Annotated in this window: 18 protein-coding genes and 2 pseudogenes; 13 read left to right on the forward strand and 7 right to left on the reverse strand. The window is 75.4% G+C overall.

What is annotated here, in order from left to right:
- Positions 1 to 73: 73 nt before the first annotated feature.
- The 3 genes from EDJALFJO_RS27640 to EDJALFJO_RS27650 all read left to right on the forward strand — a co-directional run bounded on the left by EDJALFJO_RS27640 (position 74) and on the right by EDJALFJO_RS27650 (position 3,142).
- Positions 74 to 1,726 (forward strand): AMP-binding protein, encoded by a 1,653-nt coding sequence (locus EDJALFJO_RS27640; protein WP_088289562.1) that lies wholly within the window; start codon positions 74 to 76, stop codon positions 1,724 to 1,726.
- Between the two features lie 169 nt (positions 1,727 to 1,895).
- A complete protein-coding gene (locus EDJALFJO_RS27645; RefSeq protein WP_198950713.1) occupies positions 1,896 to 2,567 on the forward strand; it encodes a hypothetical protein in 672 nt (223 codons plus the stop codon).
- The gene (locus tag EDJALFJO_RS27650; RefSeq protein ID WP_088289545.1) at positions 2,564 to 3,142 is read left to right on the forward strand and encodes a hypothetical protein; all 579 of its coding nucleotides are present in this window, start codon (positions 2,564 to 2,566) and stop codon (positions 3,140 to 3,142) included. Before EDJALFJO_RS27645 ends, EDJALFJO_RS27650 begins: the two co-directional genes overlap by 4 nt.
- An 80-nt stretch (positions 3,143 to 3,222) precedes the next feature.
- Here the strand turns inward: EDJALFJO_RS27650 and EDJALFJO_RS27655 are convergent, their stop codons facing one another.
- The 4 genes from EDJALFJO_RS27655 to EDJALFJO_RS27670 are packed head-to-tail and all read right to left on the reverse strand — an operon-like array spanning position 3,223 to position 6,535.
- Positions 3,223 to 4,248, reverse strand: a complete 1,026-nt coding sequence (locus EDJALFJO_RS27655; RefSeq protein WP_088289546.1) for a hypothetical protein — start codon at positions 4,246 to 4,248, stop codon at positions 3,223 to 3,225.
- Complete coding sequence (locus EDJALFJO_RS27660) at positions 4,245 to 5,330, reverse strand: hypothetical protein (protein ID WP_088289547.1); 1,086 nt, start codon at positions 5,328 to 5,330, stop codon at positions 4,245 to 4,247. Before EDJALFJO_RS27660 ends, EDJALFJO_RS27655 begins: the two co-directional genes overlap by 4 nt.
- Complete coding sequence (locus EDJALFJO_RS27665; RefSeq protein ID WP_088289548.1) at positions 5,327 to 5,656, reverse strand: PadR family transcriptional regulator; 330 nt, start codon at positions 5,654 to 5,656, stop codon at positions 5,327 to 5,329. The genes EDJALFJO_RS27660 and EDJALFJO_RS27665 overlap by 4 nt, the downstream gene beginning before the upstream one ends.
- A 57-nt stretch (positions 5,657 to 5,713) precedes the next feature.
- A complete protein-coding gene (locus EDJALFJO_RS27670; RefSeq protein ID WP_088289549.1) occupies positions 5,714 to 6,535 on the reverse strand; it encodes an SAM-dependent methyltransferase in 822 nt (273 codons plus the stop codon).
- Positions 6,536 to 6,952: 417 nt separating this feature from the next.
- On the opposite strand from EDJALFJO_RS27670, the pseudogene EDJALFJO_RS27675 reads away from it, so the two are divergent.
- Together EDJALFJO_RS27675 and EDJALFJO_RS27680 are read left to right on the forward strand one after the other, a co-directional pair.
- Positions 6,953 to 7,344: pseudogene (locus tag EDJALFJO_RS27675) on the forward strand (YciI family protein).
- Positions 7,345 to 7,365: 21 nt separating this feature from the next.
- On the forward strand, positions 7,366 to 8,568 hold the full coding sequence (locus tag EDJALFJO_RS27680; protein WP_198950714.1) for an RNA polymerase sigma factor: 1,203 nt from the start codon (positions 7,366 to 7,368) through the stop codon (positions 8,566 to 8,568).
- A 27-nt stretch (positions 8,569 to 8,595) separates the two neighbouring features.
- On the opposite strand, the pseudogene EDJALFJO_RS36575 reads toward EDJALFJO_RS27680, so the two are convergent.
- Positions 8,596 to 8,748, reverse strand: a pseudogene (locus EDJALFJO_RS36575) (aldo/keto reductase); the annotation flags it as partial.
- An 8-nt stretch (positions 8,749 to 8,756) separates the two neighbouring features.
- Between EDJALFJO_RS36575 and EDJALFJO_RS27685 the strand changes: the two are divergent.
- Genes EDJALFJO_RS27685 through EDJALFJO_RS27700 form a run of 4 tightly spaced genes read left to right on the forward strand, consistent with a single transcriptional unit; the run spans position 8,757 to position 11,565 of the window.
- Positions 8,757 to 9,113, forward strand: coding sequence for a MerR family transcriptional regulator (locus EDJALFJO_RS27685; protein ID WP_088289550.1), 357 nt, complete (start codon positions 8,757 to 8,759; stop codon positions 9,111 to 9,113).
- Between the two features lie 60 nt (positions 9,114 to 9,173).
- Positions 9,174 to 9,701, forward strand: coding sequence for a SigE family RNA polymerase sigma factor (locus EDJALFJO_RS27690; RefSeq protein ID WP_088289551.1), 528 nt, complete (start codon positions 9,174 to 9,176; stop codon positions 9,699 to 9,701).
- Positions 9,698 to 10,867, forward strand: a complete 1,170-nt coding sequence (locus tag EDJALFJO_RS27695) for a hypothetical protein (protein ID WP_088289552.1) — start codon at positions 9,698 to 9,700, stop codon at positions 10,865 to 10,867. The genes EDJALFJO_RS27690 and EDJALFJO_RS27695 overlap by 4 nt, the downstream gene beginning before the upstream one ends.
- A 32-nt stretch (positions 10,868 to 10,899) precedes the next feature.
- On the forward strand, positions 10,900 to 11,565 hold the full coding sequence (locus EDJALFJO_RS27700) for an HAD family hydrolase (protein WP_233150073.1): 666 nt from the start codon (positions 10,900 to 10,902) through the stop codon (positions 11,563 to 11,565).
- 34 nt (positions 11,566 to 11,599) lie between these two features.
- Here EDJALFJO_RS27700 and EDJALFJO_RS27705 read toward each other — a convergent pair whose 3' ends face one another.
- On the reverse strand, positions 11,600 to 11,824 hold the full coding sequence (locus EDJALFJO_RS27705; RefSeq protein ID WP_088289553.1) for a hypothetical protein: 225 nt from the start codon (positions 11,822 to 11,824) through the stop codon (positions 11,600 to 11,602).
- A 114-nt stretch (positions 11,825 to 11,938) separates the two neighbouring features.
- Here EDJALFJO_RS27705 and EDJALFJO_RS27710 point away from each other — a divergent pair, with 114 nt between their 5' ends.
- Both EDJALFJO_RS27710 and EDJALFJO_RS36170 read left to right on the forward strand, forming a co-directional pair.
- Positions 11,939 to 12,625, forward strand: coding sequence for a hypothetical protein (locus EDJALFJO_RS27710; protein WP_088289554.1), 687 nt, complete (start codon positions 11,939 to 11,941; stop codon positions 12,623 to 12,625).
- A 131-nt stretch (positions 12,626 to 12,756) separates the two neighbouring features.
- On the forward strand, positions 12,757 to 13,137 hold the full coding sequence (locus tag EDJALFJO_RS36170) for a cold-shock protein (RefSeq protein ID WP_088289555.1): 381 nt from the start codon (positions 12,757 to 12,759) through the stop codon (positions 13,135 to 13,137).
- A gap of 374 nt (positions 13,138 to 13,511) precedes the next feature.
- Here the strand turns inward: EDJALFJO_RS36170 and EDJALFJO_RS27720 are convergent, their stop codons facing one another.
- On the reverse strand, positions 13,512 to 15,026 hold the full coding sequence (locus EDJALFJO_RS27720; protein ID WP_198950715.1) for an MFS transporter: 1,515 nt from the start codon (positions 15,024 to 15,026) through the stop codon (positions 13,512 to 13,514).
- A gap of 88 nt (positions 15,027 to 15,114) precedes the next feature.
- On the opposite strand from EDJALFJO_RS27720, the gene EDJALFJO_RS27725 reads away from it, so the two are divergent.
- Both EDJALFJO_RS27725 and EDJALFJO_RS27730 read left to right on the forward strand, forming a co-directional pair.
- Complete coding sequence (locus EDJALFJO_RS27725; RefSeq protein WP_233150074.1) at positions 15,115 to 16,359, forward strand: DUF3027 domain-containing protein; 1,245 nt, start codon at positions 15,115 to 15,117, stop codon at positions 16,357 to 16,359.
- Positions 16,356 to 17,814, forward strand: a 1,459-nt coding sequence (locus EDJALFJO_RS27730) for a sacsin N-terminal ATP-binding-like domain-containing protein (RefSeq protein WP_233150075.1), incomplete at its 3' end; no start/stop codon positions are given. The genes EDJALFJO_RS27725 and EDJALFJO_RS27730, both read left to right, overlap by 4 nt.

Raw genomic sequence — 17,814 nt, forward strand, 5'->3', positions numbered from 1 at the left:
ACCGGTGCGGCGCCTGCCGGGTGAGGATGGTCGTCGCCCGACGACGACGTCCCGGCCCCGGAGGTTCGCTGTGCTGAGCAAGCCCCTGCCCTCGTACTCCTCCTCGACCGCCGACGTCCCGCTGCTCGGCGAGACCATCGGCGCGAACCTCGAACGCACCGTCGCCCGGTACGGCGACCGGGAGGCGCTCGTCGACTGCGCGACGTCGCGGCGCTGGACCTACAACGAGCTCGACATCGCCGTGGACCAGGTGGCGCTCGGGCTGCTCGAGCTGGGTGTCACGAAGGGCGACCGGGTCGGGATCTGGTCGCCGAACTGCGCGGAGTGGGTGTTCGTCCAGTACGCGACGGCGAAGATCGGCGCCGTCCTCGTCAACGTCAACCCGGCGTACCGGGCCCACGAGCTGACGTTCGTCGTCAACCAGTCCGGCATGCGGGTGCTCGTCAGCGCGGTCGAGCACAAGGGCAGCGACTACCGGGCGATGGTCGAGTCGGTCCGCGGCGACTGCCCCGCGCTCGAGCAGGTCGTGCACATCGGCGAGCCGTCGTGGACCGACCTCGTGGAGACGGGCGGCCGGGCCGACCACCACCGGCTCGACGAGGTCATGGCGACCCTGTCGTTCGACGACCCGATCAACATCCAGTACACGTCCGGGACGACGGGGTTCCCCAAGGGCGCGACGCTCTCGCACCACAACATCCTCAACAACGGCTACTTCGTCACCGAGGTGCTCGGGTTCACCGTGGAGGACCGGGTCTGCCTGCCGGTGCCGTTCTACCACTGCTTCGGCATGGTCATGGGCAACCTCGGGGCGACCTCCCACGGGGCCTGCGTCGTCATCCCGTCGCCGTCGTTCGACCCCGGGCTGGCGCTGAAGGCGGTGCAGGAGGAGCGGTGCACGGCGCTCTACGGCGTCCCGACGATGTTCATCGCCGAGCTGTCGCACCCGGACTTCGCCTCCTTCGACACCTCGACGCTGCGCACCGGGATCATGGCCGGCTCGCCGTGCCCGGTCGAGGTCATGAAGCGCGTCGTCGACGAGATGCACATGGCCGAGGTGACGATCGCCTACGGGATGACCGAGACGTCGCCGGTGTCGACGATGACCCGCCGGGAGGACGACCTCGACCGGCGGACGTCGACCGTCGGCACCGTGATGCCGCACGTCGAGGTGAAGATCGTCGACCCTGCGACGGGGCTGGAGGCGCCGCGGGGCACCGCCGGCGAGCTGTGCACCCGCGGGTACTCGGTGATGCTCGGCTACTGGGACGAGCCGGCGAAGACCGCCGAGGCGATCGACGCCGCGGGCTGGATGCACACCGGCGACCTCGCGGTGATGGATGCAGCCGGGTACGTGAACATCTCCGGCCGGATCAAGGACATGGTGATCCGCGGCGGGGAGAACATCTACCCGCGCGAGATCGAGGAGTTCCTCTACAGCCACCCGGACATCGCCGACGTCCAGGTCGTCGGCGTCCCGGACGTGCGGTACGGCGAGGAGCTCATGGCGTGGGTCGTCATGAAGGCGGGCCGGGAGGCGCTCACCGCGCAGGCGGTGCGCGCGTTCTGCGCCGACCAGCTCGCGCACTACAAGGTGCCCCGGTACGTGCACGTCGTCGACGGCTTCCCGATGACCGTCACCGGCAAGGTCCGCAAGGTCGAGATGCGGGCGCAGGCCGTGGAGATCCTCGGGCTCCAGGACGCCGCAGCCGTCCGGCACGCGTGACGCGGCGCCCTTCGGGGGCGGCCGGTCTCGGACGAGGGGTGTGAGACCCGGCTCCCGGGGTACTGGGACGACGCCCCGGGGTGCGGTCGACGGTGTCGGGGGGCACCGTCGGCCGCCACCGGGCAGTGTCGGCGCAGCCCCGCGCCGCCCGTCCCTCAAGGAGACCGTCATGAGACCCCTCGTCTGGGTGCTCGTCGTCCTCGTCGTGCTCGCGGTGGTCGCCGCGGTGGCCTGGACCGTCATGCAGGGCCGGCGCCGCGCCGCCCTGCAGTCGCGGTTCGGGCCCGAGTACGACCGTGCCGTGGCGCAGTCCGGTGACCGGCGCTCCGCCGAGTCGCAGCTCGCCGAGCTCGCCGACCGGCGCGACCAGCTCGACGTCCGTGACCTCGACCCCGAGGCCAAGGCCCGCTACGACACGCAGTGGGCCGGTGTGCAGGCCCGGTTCGTCGACGAGCCCGGCCAGGCGGTCGCCGACGCCGACGGCCTCGTCACCGCCGTGATGCGCGACCGGGGCTACCCGGTCGAGGACTTCTCCGAGCGGGCCGCGATGCTCTCGACCGACCACGCGGACGTCGTCGAGCACTACCGCGCCGCGCACGACGCGCACGCCCGGCACATGCAGGCCGGTGCGGCCGACACCGAGGACCTGCGCCAGGCGTTCGTCCACTACCGCTCGCTCTACGGCGCGCTCACCGGCACGGTGGCCGACGCCGACGTCCGGCACCCGGCCGACGACGCGACCCACTCCCCGTACGTCGTCGACGCCCGGGACGGTTCGGCGCCGGACGGCAGCACCTGGTCGACCGACGAGGCCCTCGGCCGTCGGGAGGTCCGACCGTGAGCACCCATGAGGACAGGACCGTCGCGATGCCCGTGACGCGGCCCGAGGAGCACGTCGACACCACGGTCGACGGCACGGTCGACAGCACGGTCGACGGGGAGCACCGGCTGCCCGACGAGTGGGCGACCGACGACCGGCAGCCCGGTGAGCGGGCGACCGACGAGGGGATGCCGCCCCCCGGTGCCGGCAGCCATGTGGCCGACGCAGCCCCGGAGCGGCCGGCGGGTGCCGAGCAGCGCACCCGGCTCGGCGGCCCGGACGGTCACGACGAGCCCGGCTGGCGCTCGGAGCTGACCACACCGGGGACCTCGACGACGTCGACGACCGGCTCGGTCGGCGGGGACACCGCGGCCGCGGACGACGCGTGGCGCCGGCTCGCCGGTGACTTCGTCGACGACCCGCGGCACGCCGTCGAGCAGGGCCGGGTCCTCGTGCAGCAAGCCGTCGACGCGATGATGGCCAAGGCCGGCATCGGCCCGGACGGCGTCGCGGGCGGCGGCCAGGGCGACACCGAGAACCTGCGCCAGGCGTTCCGGCGGCTGCGTGACCTGCACCGCTCGGTGAGCGGGATCTGAGCCTGGCTCTCCGACCCGGGAACGGGTCAGCGTGGAGGGTCCCGCGGCGATGTGCCGCGGGATCCTCCACGTTCCGGTGTCTAGGCCCGGACCGTGCGGCCGTGCAGCCGGACCGCCGTCGTCAGCAGTGCCAGGGACAACGGGATCGCGAGCAGAGCAGCGAACGGCAGCAGGTGGGACGGCCTGAGCATCCAGGCGCCCGGTTCCGGGGCCGCGATCCCGGCATGGGTGACCACGATCCACGTGCCGCCAACGGTCACCGCGGTGACGAGGATCCCCGGGCGGTGCCAGACGGTCAGCAGCCCCAGACCGAGTACGGCCCAGGTCGCGGTGGTGGCGATGCCGCCGAGCGAGGCCAGCCCGAAGACCGAGTAGAAGCCGTAGCCGGTGAACTCCCACGCAGGGCTGCTCGACGAGGCCACCGTTCGGAGGATCTGCGCCGCACCGATCGCCGTCCCGGCCAGCACGGCTGCCCCGACGACGACGCGATGCCTGCGGGAGGCGTCCGGCCATGCCACCGCGGCCACAGCCCCGAAGACCGTGAGCCCGCCGAGCAACCCGACCCGGGCCTGCGGAAGCGCGGTCAGCGCGCTGAGGACGGCGACGAGTGCGGGCGCCGCGGCGGCGACGGCGAAGGCCCGGCGTGCCGGACCTACCCGGCCCGCCAGCGCCGCGACGAGGGCGACGAGCCACACGACGTGGACGACGACAGCGGTCGTCGTGAACCCGAGCAGAGGTTCCGGGCCCGGCATGGTCGGCGTCCTCGTGAGGATCGGCCCCAGCTCGCCGAAGCCGAGGCTCAGCGCGGCGAGGACGGCACCGCTCACCACGGCGGCTGGGCCGAGGGCCGCGAACGAGCGCAGCACCGCGTCGTGCCGTTGCCGGCCCTGCCACCGCGACCGCCACTGCGTCGTCGCGTGCCCGAGGGCCGAGAGTGCTTCTCGCGCAGTCGGTCCGGCGCGGCCGTCGGCCTCGGCCGCGTCGAGCATGACGCCGAGCATCGCGTCGCCGTGGTCCGCCTGCCACTGCGCCGGGTACAGCGCGAGCAGCCGGCGGAAGCGCCACGGTGCCGGGTCGGCCCGGGGCGCGTCCGGTCCGGCGGTCACGCCGCGGCTCCTGGGGAGGGAGCGGCACCGGCGCGTGCGGTCCGGACGCCGACGACGAGCAGCGACAACGCGACGGACAGCACGCCGAGGGCGAGCGTGAGGAGCGTTCCCTCGCCGTCGAGCGGGCCGGGAAGCCAGAGCTTCGAGAGCGTCCCCGGGTCGACGAACACCGCCGGGACGCCGAGCAGGCCGGCCGCCAGCGCCCGGGCCGGGCGCCGCCAGACGGTGGCGAGGCCGACGAGGAGCCAGCCGATCACCACGGGCGTGGCGAGCAGGGTGATCGTGCCCAGGCCGAAGTAGCGGTAGAAGCCGAGGCCGACGAAGAAGTCCACGGTGCCGGGGTCCCGGACGTCCAGCCGCGTGACCGAACCGAGAGGGAAGTCCCAGGCGGGCAGCGCCAGCCCGAGCGCGGTCACTGCGGTGAGCAGCGCGGTGACCGCCGCCGTGGCTCCACCGACGACGGCTCCCAGCCGGCGTCGCGTCGCGCCGTCCTGCCTCGGCAGACCGACGAGCGCCACCACGGCGAACAGGGCCATCGTGTACAGGAACAGCAGCGGCGGGCGGGCGACACCGGCGCGGTCGCACACCGTCAGCAGGACCGGTGCGCCGACCGCCGCGAGCGCGAGCAGCAGCCGGCCCGTCCCGACGGCACCTGCGACGACGGCACCGAACGCGAGCAGCCAGACCGCGTAGAGCAGCGGCCCGGCGGACGGGAACGGCCCGAACGGTGCGGCGTGGAAGTCGCCGGCCCACGTCAGGGGCACACCCGGGAACCACTCTCCGAAGAGGAACGACACCGCGGCCAGCGTCGTCCCGAGGGCGAGCGCAGCGGGGCCGATCCCCGCGAACGACGGCACGACACCGCTGCGGTCGAGGCGGTCGGACGCGGCGTTCGCCCACGTCGACAGCGCGTGCCGGACGACGGCCGTCCCCTCCCGGGCCGTCGGCCGGTCGCGCCCGTCGGCGTCGGCGACGTCGAGCATGACGCCGAGCAGCGCCTCGCCGTGCGCCGTCCGCCACGACCGCGGGTAGGCGCGGAGCAGCCGGCGGAACGCGGCCTCCGCGGGTGACGTCGCGCTCATGCCGTCGCCCCGCGCAGCCGCAGCGCCGCGGTCGTCGACTCGGCGAGCCGGCGCAGCCGGGCGGCCTGCTCGGCGAGAACCGTTGCGCCGTCCGGGGTCAGCTCGTAGTACCGGCGCAGCCGGCCGTCGACGATCTCCTCGCGGGAGACGGCGACGTGGCCGTCGGAGAGCAGGCGGTCGAGGGCGCCGTAGAGGGTGCCCGGGCGCAGCCGGACCCGCCCGTCGGAGAGGTCCGCGACCTCGGTGATGAGGGCGTAGCCGTGCCGCGGGCCGCTCGACAGGGCCGTGAGCAGGTAGACCGTGGGGTCGCGCATCTCGGTGACCATGGCGGAACCATAGTCAGTCAGCCGATATATGTCACGCGCCGAGCCATAGGTGCCCGGTCAGGCCTTGCGGGCCACCCCGCCCAGGGCCGGGGACTTGGTGCGCGGGGCGTCCGGGTCGTCGTCCGGACGCCAGTCGTGGAGGGTGACGACGCCGGGCTCGACGAGCTCGAGACCGTCGAAGAACGCCGTGATCTCCTCGCGGGTGCGGCGCTTCATCGAGGTCGCGACCTTCTCGTTGTACTGCGCCGTCGCCCGGTTCGCGACGCCGCTCTCGTCGACCGCCGGGTGCGAGACGACGAGGTAGCTGCCCGCGGGGAGCTCGGCGAGCATCGAGCGGACGACCGCGTACGGGTCCTCCTCGTCCGCGATGAACTGCAGCGTCATGAGGATGATCAGTGCGACCGGCTCGGAGTAGTCGAGCGTGCGGGCGGCCTCGCGCATGATGTTCGCGGGGTCGCGCATGTCGGCGTGCACGTAGTCGACCGTGCCGGGCTCACCCGTGAGCAGCGCGTGCGCGTGGACGTTGACGATCGGGTCGTTGTCGACGTAGACGACCTTCGTGCCGGGCTGTGCGGCCTGGGCCACCTCGTGGACGTTGTCCGCGGACGGCAGCCCGGTGCCGACGTCGAGGATCTGCCGGATGCCGGCCTCGCCGACGAGGAACCGCACGACCCGCTTGAGGAAGGCCCGGTTGCTCCGCACGCCCTCGACGATGCCGGGGTTGAGGGCGATGACCTTCTCCGCGGCCTCCTTGTCGGCCGGGTAGTTGTCCTTGCCGCCGAGCCAGTAGTCGTAGACCCGGGCCGGGTGCGCGACGGTGACGTCGATCGCCGGACGTGCCGTCTCAACCCCGCCGTGACCGGTTGGTTCAGCGTCCATGGGGACCGTCCCGTTTCGTCTCGAATGAACCCTCGACGTGGCGAGCATAGCCATGCCGTCTTTGGCGGAGGAAGCCTGCCGCGGTCACAGGTCGATACCACTGTCAGTGCCGGATCAAGCGCTCTCGGTCATGACAACGGACCGTGTTCGTGGCACTGCGTGAAGATACGGGCCTGATGGGCGCGCAGAGTCACCGTGCGAGCGCGGCCGCCGTGGCGTCGTCCGCCGGCTAGAAGGTCTCGACGACGAGCTCGGAGACGGTGCGCCGTCCATGACGTCTCAGGTCACGCGGCACGTGCGGGTGCCCCATGCTCGCCTCCTGGCCGCAGATGGAAACCTTGCACTGTCGAGAAGACGGCAGCGGCTCCGCTCTACGAAGGAGCCCGACCGACGGGCCGCGCGAACGAGGAGGCCGCCATGCCGAAGTATCTGTTGCTCAAGCACTACCGCGGGGGACCGGAGCTGCCGCACCCGGTGCCGCCCATGGACCAGTGGGCCCCGGAGGACGTCGAGGCCCACATGGCGTTCCTCCGGCACGTGGGCGAGATGCTGGAGGCGAACGGCGAGTACGTCGACGCGCAGGCGCTGACCCCCGCCCGCACCTGGGTCCGGTACGCGGGCCGGACGCCGCCCCCGTCACCACCGACGGGCCGTTCCCCGAGACCAGTGACCTCGTGGCCGGCTGGTACATGATCGACGTCGAGTCCCACGAGCGTGCCCTGGAGGTCGCCGCGTACGTCTCCTCCGAGCCCGGACCCGGTGGGGAGCCGATGTACGAGTGGATCGACGTCCGCGAGGTGATGTCCTGAGCGCCGGGGGGCGGAGGCGCCGTGGCTGAACCGGAGGCGGCCCCCTGGGACGAGGACGCGCTGCGCGCCCTCGTCCCACGGGTGCTCGCCGCCCTCGTGCGCCGGGGCGAGGACTTCGACGCCGCCGAGGACGCGCTGCAGGAGGCGCTCGTGGAGGCGCTGCGCACCTGGCCGGGGCACCCTCCGCGCGATCCGCGCGGCTGGCTGACCACGGTGGCGACGCGGAGGCTCGTGGACGCCCGTCGCAGCGAGGCGGCCCGGCACCGCCGGGAGCAGCAGACGAGCGAACCGCCGCCGTCCGCTGCGGAGGAGGGTGACGACACGCTGTTCCTGCTCTTCTGCTGCTGCCACCCCGCGCTCTCGCCGGCCTCCCAGGTGGCGCTGACGCTGCGCGCCGTCGGCGGCCTGACGACCCGCGAGATCGCCGACGCCTGCTACGTGCCCGAGGCGACGATGGCGCAGCGGATCAGCCGGGCGAAACGAGCCCTCCGCGGCCGGCCCCTGGACCGCGCAGGCGACCTCGCCGTCGTGCTGCGGGTGCTCTACCTGATCTACACCACGGGTCACTCGGGCCGGGTGGACCTCGCCACGGAGGCGATCCGGCTCGCCCGCCAGCTGACGCTGGCGACCGACGAACCGGAGGCCGCCGGGCTGCTCGCCCTCATGCTGCTCAACCACGCGCGCAGGCGCGCGCGGTTCGACACCCACGGCCGGCTCGTCACGCTGGACCGGCAGGACCGCTCCCTGTGGGACCGGCGCATGGCCGCCGAAGGGGTGCGGGTCCTGCAGACGGCCCTCGCACGACAGGACGCCGACCGCCCGCGCGGCAGGTACCAGGTCCAGGCGGCGATCGCGGCCCTCCACGACGACGCCGCCGGCGCCGCGGAGACCGACTGGCCGCAGATCCTCGCCTGGTACGACGACCTGGTCGCACTGACGGCCGACCCGGTCACGCAGGACCCGGCAGCGGTGCTCGGACGGGCCGTGGCGGTCGGCCACGTCCTCGGCCCCGCCGCCGGCCTGCGCGAGACGGAACGGCTCCGGGACGTCATCGGCGAGAGGCATCGCTGGCACGCCACCCGCGGCTACCTCCTCGAGCGCCTGGGTGACCGGGTCGCCGCCGCCGCGGCCTACGCCGAGGCCGCGCGGCTGGCGACGAACGTGCCGGAGCGAGACCACCTGGTGCTCCGGGCCGCCGCCGTCCTCTCGTCGTCGATGACGTGAGAGGTCATGCGCCGCAACGGGTCTGCGTCAGGAGGCGAGCAGCCGGGACACCTCGGCGAGCTGGGTGGGCGTCAGGGGCCCGTGCGCGAGCGCCCCGGCGTCCGCCTCCGCCTGGGCGACGGTGCGGACGCCGGGGATCGGCACCGTGACCGGGCTGCGGGCCCAGATCCAGGCCAGCCCGGGACGGCCTGAGCGTCGGCGAGGCGGCCCGCGAGGCCGGCGTGAGCATCGACACCCTGCGCTACTACGAGCGCGAGCACCTGCTGCGCACCGATCGGACGCCGAGCGGGCGCCGTCGCTACTCCCGGGGCGACCTCGAGTGGATCGCCGTCCTCACGTGCCTGCGCGAGACCGGGATGCCGATCCGGCGGATGCGCGACTTCGCGACCCTCGTCGGGGAGGACGACGACGCGACGATCGGCGCCCGCATCGACCTGCTCGCCGAGCACCGCGAGGACGTCCTGCGCCGGATCCGCGAGCTCGAGGCGAACCTCGCGCACGTCGAGGGGAAGATCGCCTACTACCGGGGGCGGTCGACCGGCTGACGGCCGCGGCCGGGCAACCATGTGCGGGGTCCAGACCCTTCTAGGGGGCAGGAGGTGGCCGTGGACGAGGGTCCGCCGGGGTTCCGCGAGTTCGTCGCGACGCGCTCGCCCGCGCTGCTGCGCCTCGCGTGGATGCTCACGCTCGACGCGGGCGCCGCGGAGGACCTCCTGCAGACGGCGCTGGCCCGGACCTGGCCGCACTGGGACCGGGTCGCGGCGGGCCGGCCGGAGGCGTACGTCCGGCAGGTCATGGTGCGGACCGCCGGTGCGTGGCGGCACCGGCGCTGGCGCGGCGAGGTCCCCGCGGGGCGGCTGCCGGACGTCGCGGGCGGCGACCCGACGGGCGGCCACGACGACCGGGTGGTCCTCGTGCAGGCGCTCGCGGCCCTGCCGGCGGGGCAGCGGCAGGTCGTCGTCCTGCGCTACTACGCGGATCTGTCCGAGCAGGAGGTCGCCGGCCTCGTCGGCTGCTCGGTCGGCACGGTGAAGAGCCAGGCGTCCAAGGGGCTCACCCGCCTGCGCGCCGCCCTCGCCGGGCCGACGGCCCCGGTGCTCGCCGACGTCCTCGAGGAGGGCCGCCCGACATGACCGACGACCTGCCCCGGACGCGCGGGGAGCGGCCCGGCGCCGACCCGCTGGTCGCCCTGCTCCGGGCGCTGCCGCCGGACCTGCCCGACGTGCCCGACCGGTTCGAGCGGGTGCGCGCCGCCCGGGCCGGGCGCCGACGGCGGGCGGTCCTGCTCGCGGCCGCGGCGGTCGTCGCCGTCGTCGGTACGGCCGGGGTGCTCGTCCGGGGCGCCGGGGCGCCGTCGTTCCTCGACCCGGGCCCTGCCGCCGCGACCGACGCGTCGACCTGCCCGCAGGTCTACGGGGCCGGCGGGGTCGACAGGGTCGACAGGGCCGGCGACCCGTGGGTGCCCGGGTCGCCGTCCGTGCCGGACGGCGGCGACCGGCTCGTGCCGCAGGCGGTGCCGCAGCGGGCGCTGCTCTGCCGGTACGCGCCGGCGGACGGCGCGGAGTTCAGGGCCGGGGCGCCGGCGTGGGCCGGGCCCGCGCTGGCCGGCTCCGTCGTGCTCGTGGGACCGCTCGACACCCTCGCGGGCGACCTCACGTGGCTGCCCGAGGAACGGCTCGGCGCCCCGCGTACGTGCACCGCCATCGGCGGCCCGACCACCCGTTTCCTCCTCGGCCTGACCTACCCGGACGGCGTCGTCTGGGTGGCCGGCAACGAGGACCCGAACGGCTGCGACCAGAGCTGGAACGGCCGGTTCGCGACGGGCACGAACCTCGGCCGCCAGCTCGCCGCGACGTTCGACGCGAAGACCTGGGTCGGCGGGCAGGCCTGGGCGGTCGACTACTCGGCCGAGGCCGGACCGTGCTGGGCGCCGCGCTCGGGGCGGCTCGGCCAGGGCCGGGACCTGGTGCCCGCCGGCGCGACGTCGCTGCGGGTCTGCCGGCAGGACTTCGCCGGGACCTCGGCGACCTGGACGAGCGTGGAGCCCGCCGACTACGGCCGCCTCCTCGCGCTGCTCGACGACCTGCGCACCTCGGAGTGGGACTCGTCGTGCAGCATGCTCGACCCGGACGCGCCGACACGGACGACCTACGAGCTGCGGTTCGACTACCCGGCAGGGCCCCCCGTCGTCGTCCGGGTGGACCCGACGTGCCGACCGGCGGTGATGTCCGGTGACCGCGAGGTGAACGACGCGGGCCCGCTCGTCCCGGAGATCGAGCGGCTGCTCGCGGCGGGCTGATCGGCGGGCTGACCGGCCCGTACGCTCGACGCGTGCAGCCCCCTCCCACCGGCCCGGTCGTCGGCTTCGACCTCGACATGACGCTCGTCGACTCCGCGAGCGGGATCGTCGCGACGATCACCGCCGCGTGCGCCGAGGTCGGGGTGAGCGTCGACCCGGAGGCCGCACGGCGGTTCATCGGGGTGCCGCTCGAGGACACGCTGCGGGTCATCGCGCCGGACGTCGACCCGGTCGCCACCGCGGACCGGTACCGCGCGCTGTACCCGGTCACCGGGATCCCGCCGATCACGCTGCTGCCGGGGGCGGCGGAGGCTTTCGAGGCGGTCCACGCGCTCGGCGGGCGGGTGCTCGTCGTCTCGGCGAAGGTCGAGCACGCGGTGCGGCGGGTCCTCGAGCACGTCGGGCTCGACGCCGGGGTGCTCGCGCCCGACCTCGTCGTCGGCGGGCTCTACGCGGCGGCGAAGGGCGTCCGGCTGGCGACCGAGCACGCCGACGTCTACGTCGGCGACCACCCCGGCGACGTCGAGGCGGCGCAGGTGGCCGGGGCGGTCTCGGTGGCCGTCGCGACCGGCCCCCACCCCGCCGCCGACCTCGCCGCGGCCGGGGCGGACGTCGTCCTGCCGGACCTCACCGGGTTCCCGGCGTGGCTGCGAACCTGGGCGGAGGACGCGGCGCAGCGGACCGAGCGGGCGGGCTGAGCCCGCCGGACCGCGGGCGGACCCGCACGGCCGGTCAGTCGCGGCGGTGGGCGCGGGCCTGGACGACGAGGCCGGAGAACGAGATCGCGAAGCCGATCGGGCTGAGCAGCGCGAGCCCGACGAGCCACAGCGGCGCGTCACCCGTGCGCGCGAAGAACACCATGACGAGCGCGAGCACGAGGATCCCGACGAGGAACACGATGCCGCCGCCCATGACGAGGCGGTCGGCGAGGGTGCGCTGCGGCGGCGTCGACGTCACGCGCCCAGGGTACGACGTGGCGGGGGAGCGGCCCTTCGTGAACCTTCCCGGCTCCGGGACACTCCTACCCTGCAGCCGGTACCCGTCAGGGGTACCCGTCACGAAGGTCGTGCGATGTCGGTCCCCGGTCCCCGCCCCCGCAGTGCCGCCCGCCCCGCCGGCGTCGTCCGCCGCCGGCTGGCGCCGGTCGTCGCGGCCGCGGCGCTGACGGTCCTGCTGTCGGCCTGCGCCGACGAGGTCGTCTTCCGGCCGCTCACCGAGGACCCGTCGGCCACCACGGCCGCCGGCGCCGGGACGTCGTCCGCGTCCGGTCCGTCGTCCGGTCCGTCGCCCTCGTCGTCACGCTCGGAGGTCCGCTTCGCCGACGGCGCCGTGACGCTGTCCGTGGGCCGGGTCGCCGCCACCACGACGTCGCAGAAGGACGTCGCCGCGGCGTGGCGCCGGTACTGGGAGGTGCGGATCCGGGCGTACGCCGAGCCCGGGACAGACGTCGTCCAGGCCCAGGACCTCGCATCGGGCGAGGCGCTCGACGAGGTCCTCGCTGTCGCCGCCCAGTTCCGGCAGAGCGGGCAGCACCTCGAGGGCACGATGGCGCTGCGGGTGCCCGCGGTCGAGGTCGACGGCGCGCAGGCCGAGGTCGTCGCCTGCGTGGCGTCGGACCTGCGGGTCGTCGACAGCGCCGGCACCGTCGTCGAGGACTCCTCGGCCGGGCTCCTGCCGCAGGTCACGACCTTCGCCCGGACCGACGGCGGGTGGCGCGCCACCAAGGTCGTCGGCCGCTCCGACAGCCGCTGCGACTGACCGGGCGCGGCCGGGACGAACCGGTGCCAACCGCCCTGCGAAACCCCTTGCGCCTGCCGATAGCCTTCTCGGGCACAACCGGTTGCCGGTGCGTGCTGCCGGCGAGGGATCTGCGTGATCGAGGGTGTGACGTGCCTACAGGCAAGGTGAAGTGGTACGACGACGACAAGGGCTTCGGCTTCCTTGCGAACGACGACGGCGGCGACGTCTTCGTCCACGCGTCGGCGCTGCCTGCGGGTGTGTCCCTCAAGCCGGGGGCCAAGGTCGAGTTCGGCGTCGCCGAGGGCAAGCGCGGGCTGCAGGCGCTGTCCGTGCGCGTGCTCGAGCCGGTGCCGTCGGTGGTCAAGGCGACCCGCAAGCCGCCGGAGGACATGGTTGTCATCGTCGAGGACCTCATCAAGCTCCTCGACGACCTCGGCAACGGGCTGCGCCGCGGTCGCTATCCGGACAAGTCGCACGCGTCGAAGGTCTCGGCGGTGCTCCGCGCGGTCGCGGGGGACCTCGAGGCCTGACCGGCGGGCTTCGGCGGGGTCGTTCGGCCGGGGCGTTCCGGCCGGCGACCCGGTCGAGGGCTGATGTCGACCGGGGCCACGTGCGTCCCCGAAGCGTCCTGTGGTGGGTTGTGCACCTCATCCTCTGGTGGGTCGTGCACCCCATCGATGGGTGCCTTCGTCCTCTGGTGGGTCGTGCACCTCACGAGCGGCGTCCTCTGGCGGCTTGCCCACCTGACAGCAGGGGGTTGGCGTCCTCTGGCGGGTCAACGACGTCAAAACCGTGTTTTGGGGTGCTTGCGACACCAGAGGACGAGTCGAACGTGCGTCTCCCACCAGAGGACGCCGCTCGTGAGGTGCACGACCCGCCACAGGACGGGACGTACCCCGCTGCGTCAGGCCGGGCGGGCGCGGCGGGTGCCGCCGTCCCGCCGGGTGCGGCCCGCGAGGCTGAGCGCCGAGGCGAAACCGGACGCCGCCGTCCCGACCGCGGCGATGCCCAGGCCCCACGCCCCGGACAGCGGCAGCACGAGCCCGACGAAGCCACCGGCGACCCAGGCCAGCTGCAGCACCGTCTCGGAACGTGCGAAGGCCGACGTCCGGACCTCCTCGGGGACGTCGACCTGGACGAGCGCGTCGAGGCAGAGCTTGGCGAGCGACTGCGCGGTGCCCGCGACGAGGGCGACGGCGAAGACGGGCCACGGCCCGTAGGCCAGCGCCGCCCAGGCGGTGGCGAGCGCCGTCCCGGCGAGGGTGACGACGACGAGCCGTTCGGTGTCGACCCGCCGCAGCCGGTTGCCGAGCACGGTGCCGAGGCCGCCGCCGACCGCGGCGAGCGCGACGACGACCGCGACGGCCGTCGTCTGGCCGAAGCCGGGCAGCGGGTCGGTGCGCAGCCGGAACGCGAGGAAGAGCGTGAGGAAGCCGGTGAAGGCCCGCACCGTCGCGTTCCCGCGCAGCGCGAGCACGACCCGGGGGCCGATGCTGCGGCGGCGCCGGCCGCTTGCGGAGTCGGGCGCGGACGCCGCCCGGTCCGCCCCGGGCTCGTCCTCCGGCCCGCCGTCGTCCACGGCCGTGCCCTCGGCGTCCGTGCCCGACGACAGCAGCGCCCCCACCTCGCCCTCGCCGACGTCGACGACGGCCGGCAGGGCCAGTGCGAGGACGACGCCGGCGGCGAGGACGACGAACGCCAGCCGTAGCGACCACTGCGGGCCGGCCCACGCGGTGAGGCCGACCCCGATCGGTGCCGCGACGACCATGGCCGCGACCCCGGCGAGCGAGATCCGCGAGTTCGCCGCGACGAGCCCGATGCCGCCGGGCAGCACCCGGGGCACGGCCGCCGCCCGGGTCACGTGGTACGCCTTCTGCCCCACGAGGAAGCCGAACGCCGCGAGGTAGAACGACAGCGGGGTCGCGGACGCCACCGTCGCTCCGACCGCCCCGGCCATGACCCACGCGAGGAACGACCGCACGAGCATCGTCGTCGCGAGCGCGTACCGCCGGCCGTGCCGCACCCGGTCGAGCAGCGGGCCGATGACCGGCGCGAGGACGGCGAACGGCACCATCGTCACGAGCAGCGAGGTCGCGACCCGGCTGCGGGCCTCCTCGGTCGGGACGGCGAAGAAGACGGTGCTCGCGAGCGCGGTCGCGACGAGGACGTCCCCGGCGGTCTGGACGATGTGCAGCTCGAGGACCCGGGCGAGCCCGGACTCCCCGGCCCCGCCCGCGTGGGTCGCCGAGCGGACGGCGCGGATCCCGCCGCGGGCGGCCCGGGCCGACGCCTGTGCGGTCGCCCGGCCCGCACGCCGGGCCCCGCCGGCGGCGCGCCGGACGTCCCCGGCCAGCCGCCGGCCCCGCGCCGGGCGGGCAGCCGGGCGCTGCGGGGGACGAGGCGGGGGACCGAGCTCCACGTGTCCATCCTCGCAAGCCGGGCGAGGTTCTCGCGGCGCGACGGGCGGTCGGGACCGCCGGGCCCCGGCGATGGGGGACAATCGACGCGTGCCTTCCACCCGCGCCGGCGACGCCGCCGTCCACGACGAGACCGTGACCGACCCCGAGCAGGCCGCCCCGGCCACGCCGGAGGCGTCCGTCGAGGGTCCCGGCGAGCACGACGCGCCGGCTCCGGACGCCGCAGCCGAGACCGCGGCCGAGCCCGTGACCGAGCCCGTGGCCGAGCCGGAGGAGGAGGCGCCGTACGCCGGCGACCCCGACCCGGTCGCCGCGGCCGCCGTCGACCTCGCCCGCGCGGCCGCCGAGGGGATCGCCGAGAAGGGCACGGTCGGCGAGCACCTGGGCGTGCACGCCGAGGCCCCCGGCGTCGTCACGCACGCCTTCGCGTGCACCGCGCGCGGGTACCGCGGCTGGTACTGGGCGATCAGCGTCGTCAACGTGCCCGGCGACGAGGTACCCACCGTCTCCGACACCGTGCTGCTGCCCGGCGGCGACGCGATCCTCTCCCCGACGTGGCTGCCCTGGTCGGACCGGCTCGCCCCGGGCGACCTGCGCGCGGCCGACGTTCTGCCCTATCGCGCCGACGACCCGTACCTCGAGCCCGGCTACACGCAGGCCGACGACGACGAGGCCGACGAGGTCGCGCTCTGGGAGCTGGGCCTCGGCCGGGCCCGGGTGCTCGGTGCCCTCGGCCGGGCCGCCGCGACCGAGCGCTGGTACCTCGGGGACCGCGGCCCGACGGCCGAGGAGGCCATCCACGCCGCCGCACCGTGCTCCACGTGCGCGTACTTCCTGCCGATGGCCGGCGCCCTGCGCCAGGTCTTCGGGGTGTGCGCCAACGAGTGGTCGCCGTCGGACGCGCGGGTCGTCAGCGTCGACCACGGCTGCGGCGCGCACAGCGAGACGGACGTCGAGCCCGTCGAGCCGGTGCCGCTGCCCGAGCCGATCCTCGACGAGACCGGCGCCGAGTCGGTCGTCATCGTGCGCCGGGTCAAGGACGAGGCCGCGGACGACGTCGCTGCGGACGACGCCGACGCCGACGCGCCGGAGGCGGTGGCCGACGCCGACCCGGGCGTGGAGCCGGTCGCGGACGCCGAGCCGGTCTCCGAGGTCGAGCCCGTTGCCGACCTCGAGCCGGTGGCGCAGACCGAGCCGGTGGCGCAGGCCGAGCCGGTGGCGCAGACCGAGCCGGTGGCGCAGACCGAGCCGGTGGCGCAGACCGAGCCGGCAGCCGAGGCCCCCGCCGAGGAGCCCGCCGCTGCGACCGAGGCGGCGGCCACCCCCGAGTCGTGAGCGACGACCCGTCCGACGGCGACCCCTTCGACACCGGGGCGGTCCGGCAGCGGGTCCTCGCCGGGTGGCGGGCGGCGGCCGTCCGGTTCCGGGAGGACGCCAACGCCGAAGAGGACCTCGCCCTCGGCGGCTACCGCGACCGGCTCGTCGTCGAGCTGGCCCAGAACGCCGCCGACGCCGCGGCCCGGGCCGGGGTCGACGGCCGGCTGCTCCTGCGGCTCACCGACCTCGAGGACGGCCCCGTCCTCGTCGCGGCGAACACCGGCGCAGCGCTCGACGACGCCGGCGTCGAGGCGCTCTCGACCCTGCGCGCGTCCGCCAAGCGCGGCGACGCGTCGACGGTCGGCCGGTTCGGCGTCGGGTTCGCCGCCGTGCTCGGGGTCAGCGACGAGCCCGCGGTGCTCTCCCGGCACGGCGGCGTCCGGTTCTCCGCCGCCGACACCCGCGACCTCGTCACGCACGCGGCGGCCGGCACACCCGCGCTGGCCGAGGAGCTCGCCCGCCGGGACGGCCACGTCCCGGTGCTGCGGCTGCCCTTCCCCGCCGAGGGGACACCGCCCGAGGGCTACGACACGGCGGTCGTGCTCCCGCTGCGCGACGCCGTCGCCGAGGACCTCGTCGTCCGGCTCCTCGACGAGGTCGGCGACGCACTGCTCGTCGCGCTCCCGGCGCTCGCCGAGGTCATGCTCGAGCTGCCCGGCCGGGAGCCGCGCACGGTGCGCGACGTCGCGGCCCGCTGGCACGTCGTCCGCCGCTCCGGCCGGTTCGCCGACGCGCTGCTCGCCGACCGGCCCACCGAGGAGCGCGCCCGCACCGCGTGGTCGCTCACCTGGGCCCTGCCTGCGGCAGGCTCTGCTCTGCCATCACCAGCGAGCCACCGGGACGGACCGGCCACCGGCTCGCTCCTGATGGCAGAGCAAGCGGGCGGTGGCTCGCTCCTGATGGCAGAGCAAAGCACGGCGCCACGCACCCAGGTCCTGCACGCCCCGACCCCGAGCGACGAGCCGCTGCCATGGCCCGCGCTGCTCGTCGGCACGTTCCCGCTCGACCCGTCGCGCCGGCACGTCGCCCCCGGGCCGGCGACGGACGCCCTCGTCCGCGAAGCCGCGGCCGGCTACGCCGACCTGCTCACCGAGGTCGCGGCCGCCGGCCGGACGCCGTGGGACCTCGTCCCGGTCGGGCTCCCCGCCGGGGTCCTCGACGGCGCCCTGCGGTCCGCGCTCGCCGACCTGCTCCCCGGCACGGCGTTCCTCGTCGCCGCCGAGCAGCCGGAGCCCGGCCCCGACGGCGCGCCGCCCGCCGTGCTCCGCCCGCGGGACGCCGTCGCGCTCGACCCGCCCGCCGGCGCGGACGCCGCGGTCGTCGTGGCGCTCGCCCCGACCGTCGCCGGGCTCGTCCTCGTGCCCCGGGCCGCCCGGGCCGCGGCCGACCTCGTCGGCGTCCGCCGGGTCGAGG

The sequence above is a fragment of the Kineosporia sp. A_224 genome, from assembly GCF_002198655.1.
Taxonomy (GTDB): Bacteria; Actinomycetota; Actinomycetes; order Actinomycetales; family Kineosporiaceae; genus R-H-3.

Bases quoted from the DNA above. Each gene is read 5' to 3' on its own strand.
- EDJALFJO_RS27695 (WP_088289552.1), top strand. From the start codon at position 9,698: ATGACCGACGACCTGCCCCGGACGCGCGGGGAGCGGCCCGGCGCCGAC.
- EDJALFJO_RS27710 (WP_088289554.1), top strand. From the start codon at position 11,939: ATGTCGGTCCCCGGTCCCCGCCCCCGCAGTGCCGCCCGCCCCGCCGGC.
- EDJALFJO_RS27665 (WP_088289548.1), bottom strand. From the start codon at position 5,656: ATGGTCACCGAGATGCGCGACCCCACGGTCTACCTGCTCACGGCCCTG.
- EDJALFJO_RS27670 (WP_088289549.1), bottom strand. From the start codon at position 6,535: ATGGACGCTGAACCAACCGGTCACGGCGGGGTTGAGACGGCACGTCCG.
- EDJALFJO_RS27660 (WP_088289547.1), bottom strand. From the start codon at position 5,330: ATGAGCGCGACGTCACCCGCGGAGGCCGCGTTCCGCCGGCTGCTCCGC.
- EDJALFJO_RS27645 (WP_198950713.1), top strand. From the start codon at position 1,896: ATGAGACCCCTCGTCTGGGTGCTCGTCGTCCTCGTCGTGCTCGCGGTG.